This is a genomic window from Rhodobacter ferrooxidans (assembly GCF_000176015.1).
GTDB lineage: Bacteria > Pseudomonadota > Alphaproteobacteria > Rhodobacterales > Rhodobacteraceae > Pseudorhodobacter_B > Pseudorhodobacter_B ferrooxidans.
In genome coordinates this window covers 12,029-28,025 of record NZ_ACYY01000021.1, presented here as the reverse complement: position 1 = coordinate 28,025, position 15,997 = coordinate 12,029, and the positions used below count along the sequence as shown (strand labels likewise).

Sequence of the window (15,997 nt, the reverse complement as noted above, 5' to 3'; positions counted from 1 at the left end):
CACGAAACGCCCCGGTTGGGTGCAACGCCAACAAGCGGCAGGTGTTCGGGCTAAGCCAGATCAATCTGGATACAAGGACAATATGAGATCCTCCAAGTCCCGTTCGCGTTCGAAATCGAACCGCCCGCGCACCATTGGCAATATTGTCAACCGCGTGTTCGACAGCTCCGGTCCCGATGGCAAGGTCCGCGGCACGCCACAGCAGATCATCGAGAAATACCTGTTCCTGGCGCGCGACGCACAGCTTTCCAACGACCGGGTTGCGGCGGAAAACTTCAACCAGCATGCCGAGCATTACACCCGCATGCTGGCCGAAGCGCAGCGCGAACTGGCCGCCGAACAGGAACAGCGCCAGCCGCAGCAGCAACAGCCGCAGCAGCAGGGCAACCCGAACCAGAACCAGCAGCGCGACCGCCAGGACCGTGGCGACTATCGCCCCGACCAGCAGCGCAACGATCAGCGCAACGACCGCAACGACCAGCGCCCCGAGCGGGACGACCGCGACGGCGACCAACCCTACCTGCGCCAGCCCGAAGCCTTCGAACTGATCCCCGACGACAGCGGCCTGGTCGAAACCCCGGAATCGCGTCACTCGACGCCGCGCCGCGGTTTCGAGGCTGACGACACCGGCGTCGAACCGGCGCCGAAGCCGCGGTTCGAACACCGCGTGCCGCGGCCGCGCCCGGCCGCCGAACAGGCCGCCAAGCCTGCCGCCGATGCCCCGGCCAAGGCGCCGCGCCCCGAAGGCGCAGCCCCCAAGCCGCGCCGCAAACCCAAACCGCAGGCCGAGGGCGATGCGCCCGAAACCCCGCCGCGCAACGCCGCAGCCGAATAGGAACAGGGGGCCGCGGCCCCCTTTTTCATGTCGCCGCCACCTCGCGGGCCAGCGCGCAAAAGCCTTCCAGCGATATTTCCTCGGCCCGCGCGGTCGGCTCGATGCCCGCCGCCCGCAACCGCACCTCGATATCCGGCGCCAGCGCCTTCAGGCTCGATCGCAGCATCTTGCGCCGCTGGTTGAACGCCATCGCCGTCACCCGTCCCAGCACCGCCTCGTCGGCGGCAAAGCGTGGCGCGTCCAGGCGGCGGAAATGCACCACCGCCGAATGCACCTTGGGGGCAGGGGTGAAGGCCTCGGGCGGCAGGGTCAGCACGATCTTCGGATCGGCCCGCCATTGCGACAACAGCGCCAGCCGCCCGTAGGCTTTCGGCCCCGGCTTGGCCACGATCCGCTCGGCCACCTCTTTCTGGAACATCAGCGTCAGACTGTCCCAGAACGGCGGCCAGTGCGCCGGCGTCAGCCAGCGGATCAACAACTCGGTGCCGACATTGTAGGGCAGGTTGGCCACGATCTTGATCGGCGGCACCAGATGCGCCGCCACGTCCAGCGCCAGCGCGTCGCCCTGCATGACCTCCAGCCGCCCCGGATAGGCCGCGGCAATCTCGGCCAGCGCCGGAAGGCAACGCGCGTCCTTCTCCACCGCCAGCACCCGCCGCGCGCCTTCGGCCAGCAAGCCGCGGGTCAACCCGCCCGGCCCCGGCCCTACCTCCAGCACGTCGCAGCCCGACAGATCGCCTGCCGCCCGGGCAATCCGCGCCGTCAGGTTCAGGTCCAGCAGAAAGTTCTGCCCCAGCTGCTTTTTCGCCACCAGATCATGCGCCGCAATCACCGCGCGCAACGGCGGCAACCCATCAATCGCCGCCATCAAACCCCACCCCGCACCCGTATTCTTCTCTGCACAAATATCCCCGCCGGAGGCACCGGCATCAAAGCCCGCGCGACGCCGCCATGTCCCGCGCCATCCGCAACGCCGCCACCAGAGAGGCCGCATCCGCCACCCCACGCCCGGCAATGTCAAACGCCGTGCCATGGTCGGGCGAGGTGCGGATGAACGGCAGGCCCAGCGTCACGTTCACCCCCCCGGCGAAATCCAGCGTCTTGATCGGGATCAGCGCCTGATCGTGATACATGCACACCGCCACGTCATACCTCGCCCGCGCGGCCGCATGAAACAACGTGTCGGCAGGCCAGGGGCCGGTGATCTGCATGCCTTCGCCCGCCAGCCAGCCCAGCACCGGCGCGATCAAAGTCGCCTCCTGCGACCCCATCGCCCCGCCTTCGCCCGCGTGCGGGTTCAACCCGGCCACGGCGATGCGCGGCTTGGCAATGCCGAAATCGCGGATCAGCCCGGCATGGGTGATGCGGATGGTCTGCTCCAGCAGATCGGCGGTCAACGCCTCGGGCACCTGATCAATGGCGATATGAATGGTCACCGGCACCACCCGCAATTGCGGGCAGGCCAGCATCATCACCACATGCGGCACCCCCGCCAAAGCGGCCAGATATTCGGTATGGCCCGGAAAGCCGAAGCCCGCGCCGTCGTGCAGCGCCTGCTTGTTGATCGGACAAGTGCAGACCGCCGAAGCCGCACCCGCCTGCACCAGCGCCACGGCACGCGAGATCACGTCGATGACGCCGGCGGCATTGGCCGGATCGGGCTTCCCGGCCACGGCAAGCGCCGGAAAGTCATGCCGCAGCACCGGCAGGTGGGTGGCAGGCACCGCCAAAGCCTCAAAGGGTGCAGAAATCTCTTGCCACAGGCTGCCCGCCGGCAGATGCCGCGGATCGCCGATCCAGAACAGCGGCACCTCGGGCCCAAGCGCCAACCGCGCCTTGACCGCAATCTCGGGACCGATGCCCGACGGCTCGCCGCAACTTAGCGCGATCGGCGCCCGCATAGCCGGGCTCACGGCTCGCGGATGATGGCGTTGGCGCGCAGATCGGCCAGATAGCCCGCCCCATAGGCCGCCAGCCGCTGATTCAGCAGTTGCGCCCGCACCGCTTCGCGCGACGGCGGAACGTCCAGCACCGGAATCCGGTTGCACAGCATCAGGAACACCCGGTTGCCGCCACGCACCAGGGCTGTCGAGCTTTCGCCGGGATCGAGCTTGGCCAGTTCCAGCCCGATGTCCGACGGCACCTGCGCCATCGGCTTTGTCTCGCGCAGCAACTGCTCGGCCGGCAGGCCAAGCGCCACCTTGTTCAGGTCGTTGCAGACATCCACCTCGTTGCGGATACGGGCAAATTCGGCGTCGGCGGCGGTGGTGTTGGGCAGCAGGAACTGCGCGTAATCCACCGACATCGTCACCGGCCCGTCCTGCTCTTGCGCCTTGATCTCGTGCAGCAGAAACAGCGCCACGCTGCCCTCAAGCTTGACCGGGGCCGAGACCTGACCGGGCTTCAGCGCCAGCAAGACCGGCACCACATCGGGCGGCAGATTGCCGACCGGGGTCCAGTTCAGCCGCCCGCCGCGCCCGGCGGAACTGGATGACGAATTCTCGCGTGCGGCCTTGGCAAAATCTTCCGGCGTGCGGCTTTGCGCCTTCAGCCGCCGCGCCGTGGCCAGCGCCACCGGCAACTGGCCTTCCGGCGCCGGAATCACGATCTCCGAGGCCAGAATCTGCACCGAAGTATTCTTGTCGATCTGGGCAATCGCCTGGTCGATCTCGGCCTCGGAAATACTGGCGCGGGGGCCGAATTTCGCCCGCACGATTTCACGCCAGATCAGACCGGCGGTCACGAAATCCCGAAACCCCTGCGCTTCGACACCTGCCGGAGCCAGGGCGGTCAGGAACTCCTCGGTGCTCAGTTGCGCGCGGCCGGCAAATTCGGCCATCCCGGCCTCGACCTGTTTCGGGGTCAGTTTGACGTTGTATTGCTTGGCCACCGTCATCTGCAACCGCTCGTCGATCAGCGCGTTCAGGGCGACTTCCTCGACATTCTCGCGCAGGCCCAGAACGGTCATGAAACTGATGCGCTGGTCCAGTTCATACTGGCTGATCACCCGGTCGTTGACATAGACCCGCGGCGCGAACGGGCCATCCTGTGCGGCCGCGGGAATGGCCCCGGTCAGTCCAAGCAGGAACACGAAGATCACGGTCTTGATACGCATCATCTGGGGCATTCTCATCATGGGATCAGCAGGTCTTGTTTGGTCGTGCAGGCGCATACCCGCGGCGGGCTGCCGCAGAAAGGTTCGGGATCATCGGCGGCAAACCCGTGCCGGACCGGCCTTGGTGCCGCTGCCAAACCCCAGAAGATCGACCGAAAGGCCGAAATCGGTTGTCGGCTCCACACTAGTCGAGGACGTGAAGCGACGCGAGAGGGAAAGATCAATCGCCAGACATTCGTTGCGGAACTCCAGCCCGAGTGAGGCATTGGTGGCGCGGTCGGCGATCAGGTCATAGCGCGTCGCGGCCTTGCCGGTCCAGGCGGCGGTCAGGTCGTAGCGGCCATCAAGGTAAAGCTCGGAGGTGTCGGTCAGCCGGTTCTCGCCGGCATCGGCCAGCATCCAGACATAGCTTGATCCGATCCCGTAGCGGTCGCGGTTCAGGTCCATCCGCACTTCGGCCTTGGTGACGGCAAAGCTGTCGTCAAACAGCAGCCGGTTGGTCATCTTGATGCCACTGCCCAGCGACAGTTGCGTGGCCGCCAGCCAGTCCGAGCTGCGCCCCGCCAACCCCGAGGCCGGTCCGAATTGCGCCGGGTCGGTGCGCCGCAGCACCCGGCCCAGCGTGGCGCCCAGGTTCCAGCCCGCCGGGTCATAGCGGGTCCAGCCGATCCCGAGGTTCAGCCGCACCCCGCGTTCGCGCGCATCCGACCCGGCAAAGCGGTTCAGCGAAAACAGGTTGCCCTCGTCAAATTCCACCAGCGCCGAATCCTCGTTGGGCAGCGGGGCCAGGCGGCGCGGGCTGGCCACCAGTTGCAGCACCGGCTCGATGACATAGGCCGCACCGGTGGTCGCCGTGGACACCCAGGGCCAGCGCAGTTCGACCGCCGCCGCGCCGTCAAGCCGGGTGGTCTGGCCCTGATACAGCGCGTCCTGACGGATCGCATAGATGTCGCCCGACACCTCGCCCATCACCGCCCCCAGCACGCCACCGGGCAACACCCAGTTGCGCCGCCAGTCGGCCCGCAGCGACACCCGGCTCAGATCGCGGCCATCGGCATGGCCGTCCAGATCGGCGTCCAGCGGGTTGGACGAGGTGCGGTAATGGCTGTGGGTCTGGAACCGCAGCCCGCCCTCGCCGCCCAGCGGCCCGCCGTCAAAGCGGCGATGGAAGGTGAAATCGCCGATCAGCGACGGCAGCGTGGCATTGTCCTCGCCCGCCCGGATCGAGCGGAACTGGATCACCCGGCCCGAGATGTATTCGTTGTGCCGGGTGCGGCTGATCTCGACGCGGTTGTCCAGCCGGTCCTGATCGGACACCGCATAGTCCAGATAATAGGCCGGGTCGCTGACCGCCTGCAGATTGAAATCAAGCTTGAAATTGCGCGGCAGATCAAAAGCGCCGGTGGCCAGAACATAGCCGCGGGTCTTGTCGGGCCGCATGTCGTCGGTCGAAACCGCCCCCGTCACCTCGATCTGGCCGGTGGCAAAGGCCTGCCGATAGCGCAGCCCAAGCGTGCGGCCGGATTTGGCGGTCAGATACGGCGTCAGCGTCAGGTCGCGCGACGGGCCAAGCGCAATGAAATACGGCACCTTGACCCCAGGCCCCAGGCCCGAGGTGGTGCGCAGCTCCGGGGTCAGAAAGCCGGTGGCGCGCTTCAGCGTCGGGTCGGGCATCCGCAGCCGCGGCAGATAGAACACCGGCACGCCGCCCACCCGCAACTGGGCGCTGTCAAAGTAAAGCTGCTGGCGCAACTGGTCATGCACGACACTGGCCGCCCGGATCTCCCATAGCGGCACCGGATTGTCGGCGCAGACCTGGCACGACGAGGCCACGCTGTTCGACATCCGCGTATAGCGGTCACCGACCCGGATGATCTGCGCCGCGGCGATCTGCAATTGCTGGTTCAGCACCATGCGGGCGGAAATCAGCACGCCTTCGGACAGATCGGCCGCAAGATCGGCCTGGCTGGCCAGCAGGAAGCTGCCGGTGCCGTCGATCAGGGTGATCGGGCCTTCGATGTGCAGCCGGTCGGCGGGCCGGTCATAGGTGATGCGGGCGGCGCGCAGACGGCGGCCCTGATACAGCACTTCGACAGCCCCTTCGGCCACCAGCGTGTCATCGCCCACCACCGACACCCGGTTGGCAATCAGCGTGGCCATGTCCTGCGCGGCTGCCGGCGGCACCAGCAGGCCAAGCCACAGGGCAACAGTCAGCGCCAGAAGCCGCAGGCCACGCATCAGCCATCCTCCAGATGCAGCAGCAATCCGACCGCGAACAGCACGGCGGCGGCAGGCGGGCTCCAGGCCGCCATGGCGATCGGGATCTGGCCGTTTTCGCCCAGCACCTGCGCGAAGTTGCGCAGAAAGAAGATGCCGAAACCGCCCAGCAGCGCCAGCAGCACATAGGTGCCGGTCTTGCCCGACCGGGTGGGGCGCATGGTGAAACCCGCGGCGATCAGCACCATCGCGGCCAGCAGCAACGGCAGCGCCAGCTCGGTCTGCAACCACACCCGGTGGCTGCGGGCGGAAAACCCGGCGCGCTCCAGCCCGGCAATGTAGGACGGCAGGTTCCAGATCGAGATCGCCGCCGGCGTGCCGAAACTGTCGCGGATGGCATCGCGGGTCAGATCAGAGGGCAGCCGGGTTCCGGTTTCCCGCGCCGCCGAAGCCTCGGGGTTGGCCAAATTCAGCGGCCAGGTCTTGGCATCCACCAAGGCCCAGGCCCCATCGCCCAGCCGGGCCTCGCGGGCCTCGGTGCGCGCGCTGGGCAGACCGGCGGCATCGAACGACAGGAAGGTGACCGAGAACAGCTCGGTGCCATCGGCATTGGCCCGGGCGGCGTGGATCACCGTCTGCCCGTCCGGCCCGCCTTGCCGCAACCACAGCCCGTCATCGTTGATCGACAGCACGCTTTCGCCGTCTTGCGCGTATTTCGACAGCAGCGTGTCGTAGCGTTTCAGCGTCGCGGCCACCAGCGGGTTCAGCACCGCCACCGCCACCGCCCCGAACAGCAGGGCCGCCAGCACCGGCGTGGCCAGAAACCGCAGCCCCGACCGCCCCGAGGCCCGCACCACCACCAGTTCGCTGGACCGTGCGAGGCCCATGAACAGCGTGATCGCCGCAAGGATCATCAGCAGCGGCAGGATGCGATACAGGCTGGACGGCATGTTCATCGCCGCCAGTAGCGTGGCCTGTCCCAGGCTGATCCCCTGGCCGGAAAGCCTGCGCAACTGGTCCAGGCTGTCGATCAGCAACAGGATGGTGGCAAACCCCAGAATGATTCCCAGCAACAGCCAGACGAACCGCCGCGCGATATACAGGCTCAGCGTCATGCCACGGCCTCGGCAGAGCCCGGTTGCCGCAGCCGCTGCGGCCGTTGCGCCAGCCACAGCAACCCCGCCGCCATGGCCAGCCCCGCCAGCGGCGCCGCATAGGCCAAGGGCCAGAATTCCGGCTGCTTCAGGCCCAGGCTGAGCATGGTGGTCGCAATGCCCTGCACCGTGATCATCAGCGCCACCGCCACCGCGATCTGCCGCCAAAGGCCAAAGCGGCTGAACGCCCCCAGCAACAGCGCCGAAAACCCGATCAGCGCCGCCGCCAACCCCAGAATGGGCTGCGCCAGCCGGTTGTGGGCCTGAAACCACAGGGCCTCGGGCGTTTCGGCGGTTTCCTGCAGAATCTCGGCACTGGGCCAGAGCAGATCATATGTGGACAGGGCCGAGGCATTGCGTTTCAGCACTTTCGGCCCGGCAATCAACGTCGCCAGATCATAGGTGAAATCGGCAAAACGCGTGACCGACATCCGGCCTTCCTTGTTGTTCAGGTTCTGCACCATGCCGTCCAGCATCACCAGTTTCGGCCCGCTGTCACCCTTCACCAGCAAGGCGCGACTGGCGGTATAGGTTGCATGGCTGGTCGGGCTGCGGGTGTCGGCCAGAAACACGTCGCGCAATTCGCCCTTCGGGCTGATTTCCCGGATGTAAAGCGTGATCCCCTTGGCCGGATGCATGAACTGCCCATCCATCAGAAACCGCGCCGCCAGGTTTTCCGAAACCTCCAGCGTGCGCTGCGCCAGCGTGGCGCGGCTTTCGGGCACCAGCACATGCAGCAGCACCGCCATCATCGCCGCCACGATCAGCCCGAAGATCGCCACCGGTCGTGCCAGCCGCAGCGGCGAAAAGCCGGTTGCCTGCATCACCACCAGCTCGCTGTCGCGCGTCAGGCGGTTGATGCCGTAAACCGTTGCCACAAATGCCGAAAATGGCAGCACCAGCATGATCACGCTGGGCAGGGTCAGCAACGAGAACTCCAGGAACACCAGCGCCGACTGGCCATCACCGATCAGCTTGTCGAACAGCAGCACCGCGCGGTTGATCCAATAGACCGCCACCAGCACAAGCGAGAAAAAGCCGAACAGCGCCAGCAATTGCGACAGCAGGTATCTGTCGAATCTCGACACGTCAGGCAGGCCTCCGGGGTTTTGCTCTTGCGCGCGACGCTAGCCGAAATTGGCGGCGGGGAAAACTCATATCTGGTCAAGCCCGGCCTCAGGGGCTAGCGTCGGGCAGAACCCTGCCGTGCCCGGGCTGAACCTGGGCCCGAACCCCGACGCAGGTGGCAATGACCTTGGAGAAATCGCATGTCCCATCCCGTTCCGATCCAGTTTCAAGCCGTCGATGCCGAGGTCCTGGCAAAGGCGCCCGGGCGGATTGCGGTGCTTGTGGCCGAGGGTGGCAGCCTCGGGCTGGCGGCGCGCAAGCTGGACAAGCTGATGCGCGGGGCGCTGGTGCGCTATCTGGGATCGGAGGCCTTTGCCAAGCTGAAACCGGGCGAGGCGCAGGATCTGGCCTGGCCCGCGGGTCTGGCCGCCGAGGCGGTGCAGGTGGTGCGGCTGGACAAGCGTGCCGATGCAGCCACCGCCCGCAAGGCCGGCGGCGTGATCGGCAAGGCGCTGTCCAAGGCCGGCACGCTGGTGCTGGCCGAGGCGCATCCCCGCGCCGCCGAGCTGTCCTTTGGCATCGCCATGCGCGCCTATGACTTCACGCCCCACAAGACCGGCGAGAAAACCAGCCCCGGCCCGGTGACCCTGATGGTCAACGCCCCCGAAGCCGTGGCCGCCGCCGCAGGCCCGATGGCGGCGCTGGTCGAAGGCGTGTTCTTCACCCGCGATCTGGTGAACGAGCCCGCCAACGTCTTGACCACCTTCGATTTCGCCGCCCGTCTGGCCGCCATGCACGAATTGGGGCTGGAGGTGGAGATCCTTGAGGAAGACCAGCTTCTGCACCTCGGGATGGGCGCGCTGCTGGGCGTCGGCATGGGGTCTGAAACGCCCTCCAAGGTCGTGGTGATGCAATGGCACGGCGGCAAGAAGGGCGAGGCGCCGCTGGCGCTGGTCGGCAAGGGCGTGGTGTTCGACACCGGCGGCATTTCGATCAAACCCGCGGCGGGCATGGAAGAAATGACCATGGACATGGGCGGCGCCGCCGTGGTGGCGGGCGTCATGCGCACCCTGGCGATGCGCAAGGCCAAGGCCAATGTGGTGGGGCTGGTCGGCCTTGTGGAAAACATGCCCGACGGGCGGGCGCAGCGGCCGGGCGACGTGGTTAAATCCATGAAGGGCGACACCATCGAGGTGATCAACACCGATGCCGAGGGCCGCTTGGTGCTGGCCGATGTGCTTTGGTATGCCCAGGATCGCTTCAAGCCGAAGGGGGTGATTGATCTGGCCACCCTGACCGGCGCCATCATCGTGGCGCTGGGGCATGAAAATACCGGGGTTTTCTCCAACGACGACGCGCTGTGCGATGCTTTCCTGAAGGCGGCGGCGGCGGAGGGCGAGGGCGCCTGGCGGATGCCGATGGGGCAAGCCTATGACGACAAGCTGAAATCGCGGATTGCCGACATGATGAACGTCGGGGGCCGCGACGGCGGCGCGATCACCGCGGCGCAGTTCCTGAAACGCTTCATTCAGCCCGACATGCCTTGGGTGCATCTGGACATCGCCGGCACGGCGCTGGTCAAGGCCGACACCACACTCGCCCCCAAGGGCGCGACCGGCTGGGGCGTGCTGGCGCTGAACCGGCTGATCGCTGACCGTTTCGAGGCTTGAGCGCTTGGTGCTGGTGCTGTTCTACCACCTGACCCGCTCGCCGGTCGAGGCGACGGCGGCGGGGCTGCTGTCGCGCGCGCTGGATTTGGGCTGGCGGGTGATGCTGCGCGGCACCGACCCGGCGCGGCTGGCGCTGCTGGATGAGCGGCTTTGGCTGGGGCCGGAGGAAGGCTTCCTGCCGCATGGCCTGCAAGGCGGGCCGCAGGATGCCGATCAGCCGGTGCTGCTGGGCACCGGTGCCATCGGCAACGCTGCACATGCGTTGATGCTGGTCGATGGGGCCGAACCCTTGACCGGCGAGGCCGAGGCGCTGGAACGGGTCTGGGTGCTGTTCGACGGCAACGACCCTGCGGCGCTGGAGACCGCGCGGGCGCAGTGGAAAACCCTGACGGCGCAGGGGCTGCACGCAAAATACTGGTCCGAAGACAGTGGCAGCTGGCAGATGAAGACCGAACGCAATCCGCCGGATTGACCGGCGCTGTTGGCTTCACCTTTGCGCAAATATCCCCGCCGGAGGCACCTGCGTTGCGGTCGGGAGCCTCCGGCGGGGATATTTGGGCAAAGGTGAAATTGCGAGCGTCAGCGCGTCAGGATCATCCGGTCGCCGGCAATCTCGATGCGGAAGCGGCCCAGATAGTCCATGCCCAGCAGCGAACCTTCCATCTCGCCATCGTTGACATAGGCGGTCAGCACCGCGTCCTTCACCGGCCCCAGTTCGACATCGGTCAACTTGATGCGCGCGGTGCGCACCACGCCATTGGCGGTATTGGCCTCGCCGAAGTAGTTCAACACCGAAGGGTCGATGCCAAGGCGGCGGGCGTCCTGGCGCGTGAGCACCACATTCGACGCCCCGGTGTCGGCCATGAACTGCACCGGCGTGCCCGCGATGGTCAGCGTCAGGTAATAATGCCCGTCCTCGGCCCGTGGCACCTCGATGCGTTCGCCGCTGATCTGCTGCTGCGGCGCGATGCTGGAGCGGATGTCGCCCCAAAGCCCGTAACCCGCGATCACGCCGATGAAGATCATCCCCCAGGCCAGCGCCGAGCGCAGCGCAAAGCTCAGGCGGCCGCGGTATTCCACCAGCACCCAGCCGCCCACCGCCGCCAGCAACAGCGACAGATAAGCCAGTTGCGCGATGCTGTTGCCGTCCATGTCAGCCCCCTTGCGGTCGACAAGATGTAGGGGCGCAGGGCGGCGCGCGCAAGTTCCGCCTTAGCCGATCAGCCCGGTGCCGCGGATGCCGTCGATGACGAATTGCACCGACAGCGCCGCCAGCAGCATGCCCAAGAGCCGGGTGATCACCATGGTGCCGGTGCGGCCCAGCAGCCGCTCCAACGGTCCGGCGACCAGGAACAGCGCGAAGGCGCTGGCGATCACCACGATCATCACCAGATGCACCGCAATCACCCCGGACCAGCCCGGCCCGGCTTGCCCCACCAGCAGGATCATCGTCGCCATCGCCCCGGGTCCGGCGATCAAGGGCGTGGCCAGCGGGAAAACCGAGGGGTCGTCGGGGTGTTCGTTCGCCTGCCCCTCGCGGCGCTGGGTGCGGCGTTCGAACAGCATGTCGAGGGCGGTCAGGAACAGCAAGATGCCGCCCGCGATGCGGAAGGCGGGCATCGAGATGCCGATGAAATTCAAGACCGTCTCGCCCGCTAGCCCGAACAGCGTCAAGAGCCCGATGGCAATGACGCAGGCGTGCCAGCCGATGGTGCGGCGGCGGGCGGCGGTCATGCCGGGGGTCAGGGCGATGAACAGCGGGATCAGACCGGGCGGATCGACCACCACGAACAGCGTGGCAAAGGCGGTGATCAGGAACCCGGTGCTGACCATCAGCTTGCCGCCTCCAGCTTTTCCTGCGCCTTCAGCCACATCGCCTCGGCGCGGTCGAGCCCGTCCATCACCTCGGCGTATTTCTTCTGCCAGGTCTCGGCCTCGGTGCCGCGGCCCGGTTCATACAGTTCCGGGTCGGCCAGCTTTTTCGCCAGCCGGTCGCGCATGTCGTTCAGCTTGGCCAGGCGCTCCTCGCATTTGCGCACGTCAGCTTTCAGCGCCAACACCTCGTCGCGGCTGGCTTTTTTCGGCTTTTCCACCGCGGCGGCGGCTTTGGGTTTGGCATCCTCGTCGCCCGCCAGCAGTTGCGCGCGATAGGTTTCCAGATCCTCGGTATAGGGCACCACAGCGCCGCCCTTGACCAGCCACAGCCGGTCGGCGACCAGCCCCAGCAGGTGCATGTCGTGCGACACCAGCACCACGGCGCCGGAATATTCGGTCAGCGCCTCCACCAGCGCCTCGCGGCTTTCCATATCGAGGTGGTTGGTCGGCTCGTCCAGGATCAACAAGTGCGGCGCGTCGATGGTGGCCAGCAGCAGGCTGAGCCGCGCCTTCTGGCCGCCCGACAGTCGCCCCACCACGGTTTCCGCCTGATCCGCCATCAGCCCGAAGCCGGCCAGCCGTGCCCGCAGCCGTGGCTGGCCTTCGTTGGGCCGCAGCCGCATGATGTGCTGCAACGGCGTCTCGTCGATGTGCAATTCATCGACCTGATGCTGGGCGAAATAGCCGATGCGCAGCTTCGACGAGCTGACCATCTTGCCCTCGCAAGCCTCCAGCTTGCCTGCCAGCAGCTTGGACAGCGTCGATTTGCCCTCGCCATTGCGGCCCAGCAGGGCGATGCGGTCGTCCTGGTCAATCCGCAGGTTCAGCTTGCGCAGGATCGGCGGGCCACCATAGCCCACCGCCACGCCTTCCATGTTGATGATGGGGGGCGACAATTCCTCGGGCTTGGGGAAGGTGAAGACCTGCTTTTTCGCCTCTTCCGGCGGGGTGATGGTGGTCATCTTCTCCAGCATCTTGACCCGGCTTTGCGCCTGCACGGCCTTCGACGCCTTGGCCTTGAAGCGATCGACAAAGCTTTGCAGATGCGCCCGGCGGGCTTCCTGCTTCTTGGCCTCCGAGGCCAGCACGGCGCGGCGTTCGGCCATCTGGCGGGCGAACTGGTCGTAGGGGCCGGTCCAGTAGGTCAGCTTTTTCTGATCCAGATGCAGGATGCCCTGCACCGCGCGGTTCAGAAGCCCGCGGTCGTGGGAGATGATGATGACGGTGTGGGGGTATTTCTGAAGGTAAGCCTCCAGCCACAGCGCGCCTTCCAGATCAAGATAGTTGGTCGGCTCGTCCAGCAGCAAAAGGTCTGGCTGGGCGAACAGCACCCCCGCCAAAGCCACCCGCATCCGCCAGCCGCCCGAGAAATCCGAACAGGGCCGCAACTGCGCCTCGGCATCGAAACCCAGGCCTTTCAGGATGCTGGAGGCCCGGCCTTCCGCCGACCAGGCGTCGATATCGGCCAGCCGGTGCTGGATATCGGCAATCCGGTGCGGGTCTTGCGCGGTCTCCGATTCCGCCAGCAGCGCCGTGCGTTCGGTGTCGGCCTGCAACACGGTGTCCAAGAGCGAGGTGTCGGAGGACGGCACCTCTTGCGCCACGCCGCCGATCTTGCTGCGGGCGGGCAGGCTGATGTCGCCACCCTCCAGCGCCAGTTCGCGGCGGATGATGCGAAAGAGCGTGGTCTTGCCCGCGCCATTGCGCCCGACAAGCCCGACCTTGTGGCCGTAGGGAATGGTGGCCGAAGCGCCCGAAAACAGCGGGCGGCCTTCGACGGAATAGCTGATGTCTGAAATCCTGAGCATGGCGTTCCCTGCCCGAAGGGCGCGGCGGCGTCAATCCTGCTTGGTCACGGCTTTTCAAGCCCCGCCTTTTCAAGCGCCGCCGCTTCTGCTAGCAGGGCGGCGCAATCGGCAAGCCGGGCAGGGGCCTGGCTGCGAAACTGGAAAAGAGATCACCATGGCCATCGAGCGCACGCTTTCGATCATCAAACCCGACGCCACCAAACGCAACCTGACCGGCAAGATCGTTGCCAAGTTCGAGGATGCCGGGCTGCGCGTCGTCGCCTCCAAGCGCATCCACCTGTCGCTGGCGCAGGCCGGTGCCTTCTATGCCGAACATGCCGCCCGCGGCTTTTACGGCGAGTTGTGCGAATTCATGGCCTCCGAGCCGGTGGTGGTGCAAGTGCTGCAAGGCGAAGGTGCCATTGCGAAAAACCGCGACGTGATGGGGGCCACCAACCCGGCCAATGCCGCTGATGGCACCATCCGCAAGGAATTTGCGTTGTCGGTCGGTGAAAACTCGGTGCACGGCTCCGACAGCGAGGCCTCGGCGGCGCGCGAGATCGCCTTCTTCTTCTCGGGGCTTGAACTGGTCGGCTGATCCGGGTGCGCAAAAGTTTTCGAAAACTTTTGCAAAATCCTTCGAAGGATTTTGGACGGCGCTAGCGGCGCCGTTCCACCACCCCCAACGCATCAAGGGCCGCTTCGATTTCGGAGCGGCCCTTGTGTTTGACCTGCGCCTTCAACGCATCGAAGCGCACGCGCAGGGCAGCCTTTTCGGCACCCTGACAATCGGTCCAGGGCCGGCCCTGCAATCCCATGACCAGCACATAATAGCCGATGAAATGCGGGGACGTGCCTGCTTGCAGCAGCCGCAGATAGGCGGCATCTGCCCCCATTTCACGGATTTCTTCAGCAGACTCAATGCCCGCACGCGCGAACGCGGCCTCGGAGGCCGGGCCGAGGTTGGGAATTGTTGAAACCGCTGACGGCATCAGGAAACCTTGCGCGAAAAGCCCTAGCCTAACCGCTGGGCCCGCCCGCGCAAAGCCTCAGATCGCTGCCCAGTCGCGGAACACCGGCTGATCGCCTTGCTGCACGGGCGCGCTTTGCTGGCCCTGTTGTTGCGACGGCTGCGCGCTGCCCTGTTGCGGGGCGGCTTTGACGGGGGATTTGGGCATGGAAGGCTCCGGTTTACTGGCTCGACTCAAGGTAAGCGCCTCTTGTTTGCATGCCGCCCTGATTAACAGCAGGTTGGGGCGAAATTTGGGCGCTTACCGTGTTAAATAAGCCGAAACCGCAGCCGCTGCAACTGTCAGGCCGCGACGTCACATCACATTTTTGCGCGTCAGATCAGGCTGGCGGGAAAGCCGATGCCGTCCAGCGCCGCGATCAGCGCCTGCGGGGCGGGGGCGGCGTCCACGGTGACGGTGCGGCTGTTCAAGTCCACCACGATGCCGCTCACACCCGGCAGCGCGCCCAAGGCCTGTTGCACCGAGGCGCTGCAATGGCCGCAGCTCATGTCGGGGATCGAAAGGGTGATCATGCGGGCCTCCGGCGCTGTGAAGCCTTGAAGCTGGGGGTTTTTGCGGCAAAGTGCAAGGGGACGGCGATGGTTCCGCGGCAGGGTGCGGCGAAACGGCGAAAGGGTGGGCGGATGGGCGATCTGAAGCAGGCTTTTGCGGCGATTGATGCGGCCAATGCCGCCGATCCGACGCTGGAAGACGGTTCACCGGCGGCGCTGCTGTATGGCCAGCGGATGAGCGCCGAACTGGCGCGGCTGTTTCCGGCGGCGTCCCCGGCCTTGCAGATCGCGGCGCGCGGTCAGCATGTCGAACGCTGGCTGCTGCCGCGTGACAGCTACCCCGAAGGCCGCGCAGGTTACCTGGACTGGCGGCGCGAGCAGGGGCGGCGGCATGCGGCGCGTGTGGGCGGCATCATGGCCGCGGCGGGCTTTGCCAGCGCCGAGATCGAGGCGGCGGGCCAGATGCTGCGCAAGGAGGGGATCAAGCGCGACGCGCAAGTGCAGGCGCTGGAGGACACCATCTGTTTCGTGTTCCTGCGCTGGTATTTCCAGCCCTTCGCCGCCGAGCGTGACGCCGAAAGCCTGCACAAGATCGTGGCGCAGACCGCGCGCAAGATGTCTGATGCAGCTCGTGCGCGGGCCTTGGCCGAGTTTGCCTTGCCCGACGATCTGGCCGAACTTTTCCGGCCCTGACGCCCGCCAGCGGCCAAATCCGGCGCCGAAACAGAAGATCCTTCTCCGCCGCCGCGGCACC

17 protein-coding genes are annotated in these 15,997 nt (G+C 66.4%); 5 read left to right on the top strand and 12 right to left on the bottom strand.

Annotation, left to right across the window (positions count from 1 at the left end):
- Positions 1-82 precede the first annotated feature (82 nt).
- Positions 83-835 (top strand): DUF4167 domain-containing protein, encoded by a 753-nt coding sequence (locus tag RSW2DRAFT_RS13660; protein WP_008031917.1) that lies wholly within the window; start codon positions 83-85, stop codon positions 833-835.
- Between the two features lie 25 nt (positions 836-860).
- Here the strand turns inward: RSW2DRAFT_RS13660 and rsmA are convergent, their stop codons facing one another.
- From rsmA to lptF, 6 genes are all read right to left on the bottom strand, one after another.
- A complete protein-coding gene (gene rsmA, locus RSW2DRAFT_RS13655; RefSeq protein ID WP_008031915.1) occupies positions 861-1,703 on the bottom strand; it encodes a 16S rRNA (adenine(1518)-N(6)/adenine(1519)-N(6))-dimethyltransferase RsmA in 843 nt (280 codons plus the stop codon).
- A gap of 61 nt (positions 1,704-1,764) precedes the next feature.
- Entirely contained in the window at positions 1,765-2,736 is a 972-nt protein-coding gene (gene pdxA, locus RSW2DRAFT_RS13650; RefSeq protein ID WP_008031913.1) for a 4-hydroxythreonine-4-phosphate dehydrogenase PdxA, read from the bottom strand.
- 8 nt (positions 2,737-2,744) lie between these two features.
- Positions 2,745-3,953: a peptidylprolyl isomerase gene (locus tag RSW2DRAFT_RS13645; RefSeq protein ID WP_008031912.1), complete on the bottom strand. Its 1,209-nt coding sequence runs from the start codon at positions 3,951-3,953 to the stop codon at positions 2,745-2,747.
- Positions 3,954-4,040: 87 nt separating this feature from the next.
- On the bottom strand, positions 4,041-6,188 hold the full coding sequence (locus tag RSW2DRAFT_RS13640) for an LPS-assembly protein LptD (RefSeq protein ID WP_008031910.1): 2,148 nt from the start codon (positions 6,186-6,188) through the stop codon (positions 4,041-4,043).
- Positions 6,188-7,282 (bottom strand): LPS export ABC transporter permease LptG, encoded by a 1,095-nt coding sequence (gene lptG / locus RSW2DRAFT_RS13635; protein ID WP_008031908.1) that lies wholly within the window; start codon positions 7,280-7,282, stop codon positions 6,188-6,190. The genes RSW2DRAFT_RS13640 and lptG overlap by 1 nt, the downstream gene beginning before the upstream one ends.
- Positions 7,279-8,409 carry an LPS export ABC transporter permease LptF gene (gene lptF / locus RSW2DRAFT_RS13630; protein ID WP_008031905.1) on the bottom strand — a complete coding sequence of 377 codons (1,131 nt, stop codon included), beginning with the start codon at positions 8,407-8,409 and terminating at the stop codon, positions 7,279-7,281. The genes lptG and lptF overlap by 4 nt, the downstream gene beginning before the upstream one ends.
- A 180-nt stretch (positions 8,410-8,589) precedes the next feature.
- On the opposite strand from lptF, the gene RSW2DRAFT_RS13625 reads away from it, so the two are divergent.
- The gene (locus RSW2DRAFT_RS13625) at positions 8,590-10,059 is read left to right on the top strand and encodes a leucyl aminopeptidase (protein WP_008031903.1); all 1,470 of its coding nucleotides are present in this window, start codon (positions 8,590-8,592) and stop codon (positions 10,057-10,059) included.
- Between the two features lie 4 nt (positions 10,060-10,063).
- A complete protein-coding gene (locus RSW2DRAFT_RS13620) occupies positions 10,064-10,531 on the top strand; it encodes a DNA polymerase III subunit chi (RefSeq protein WP_008031902.1) in 468 nt (155 codons plus the stop codon).
- A gap of 107 nt (positions 10,532-10,638) precedes the next feature.
- On the opposite strand, the gene RSW2DRAFT_RS13615 is transcribed toward RSW2DRAFT_RS13620, so the two are convergent.
- Genes RSW2DRAFT_RS13615 through RSW2DRAFT_RS13605 form a run of 3 tightly spaced genes read right to left on the bottom strand, consistent with a single transcriptional unit; the run spans position 10,639 to position 13,742 of the window.
- Positions 10,639-11,211, bottom strand: coding sequence for a retropepsin-like aspartic protease family protein (locus RSW2DRAFT_RS13615; protein WP_008031900.1), 573 nt, complete (start codon positions 11,209-11,211; stop codon positions 10,639-10,641).
- 60 nt (positions 11,212-11,271) lie between these two features.
- A complete protein-coding gene (locus RSW2DRAFT_RS13610) occupies positions 11,272-11,892 on the bottom strand; it encodes a MarC family protein (protein WP_008031899.1) in 621 nt (206 codons plus the stop codon).
- Positions 11,892-13,742, bottom strand: a complete 1,851-nt coding sequence (locus RSW2DRAFT_RS13605; protein WP_008031897.1) for an ABC-F family ATP-binding cassette domain-containing protein — start codon at positions 13,740-13,742, stop codon at positions 11,892-11,894. The genes RSW2DRAFT_RS13610 and RSW2DRAFT_RS13605 overlap by 1 nt, the downstream gene beginning before the upstream one ends.
- A gap of 154 nt (positions 13,743-13,896) precedes the next feature.
- Here RSW2DRAFT_RS13605 and ndk point away from each other — a divergent pair, with 154 nt between their 5' ends.
- Positions 13,897-14,319: a nucleoside-diphosphate kinase gene (ndk, locus tag RSW2DRAFT_RS13600; RefSeq protein ID WP_008031894.1), complete on the top strand. Its 423-nt coding sequence runs from the start codon at positions 13,897-13,899 to the stop codon at positions 14,317-14,319.
- Between the two features lie 61 nt (positions 14,320-14,380).
- On the opposite strand, the gene RSW2DRAFT_RS13595 is transcribed toward ndk, so the two are convergent.
- The 3 genes from RSW2DRAFT_RS13595 to RSW2DRAFT_RS13590 form a co-directional block, all read right to left on the bottom strand.
- Positions 14,381-14,713 (bottom strand): TfoX/Sxy family protein, encoded by a 333-nt coding sequence (locus RSW2DRAFT_RS13595; protein WP_008031891.1) that lies wholly within the window; start codon positions 14,711-14,713, stop codon positions 14,381-14,383.
- Positions 14,714-14,770: 57 nt separating this feature from the next.
- Positions 14,771-14,899 carry a hypothetical protein gene (locus RSW2DRAFT_RS18730; RefSeq protein ID WP_008031888.1) on the bottom strand — a complete coding sequence of 43 codons (129 nt, stop codon included), beginning with the start codon at positions 14,897-14,899 and terminating at the stop codon, positions 14,771-14,773.
- A gap of 167 nt (positions 14,900-15,066) precedes the next feature.
- The gene (locus RSW2DRAFT_RS13590; protein ID WP_008031885.1) at positions 15,067-15,264 is read right to left on the bottom strand and encodes a heavy-metal-associated domain-containing protein; all 198 of its coding nucleotides are present in this window, start codon (positions 15,262-15,264) and stop codon (positions 15,067-15,069) included.
- A gap of 111 nt (positions 15,265-15,375) precedes the next feature.
- On the opposite strand from RSW2DRAFT_RS13590, the gene RSW2DRAFT_RS13585 reads away from it, so the two are divergent.
- The gene (locus RSW2DRAFT_RS13585) at positions 15,376-15,936 is read left to right on the top strand and encodes a DUF4202 domain-containing protein (protein ID WP_008031884.1); all 561 of its coding nucleotides are present in this window, start codon (positions 15,376-15,378) and stop codon (positions 15,934-15,936) included.
- Positions 15,937-15,997: the final 61 nt, after the last annotated feature.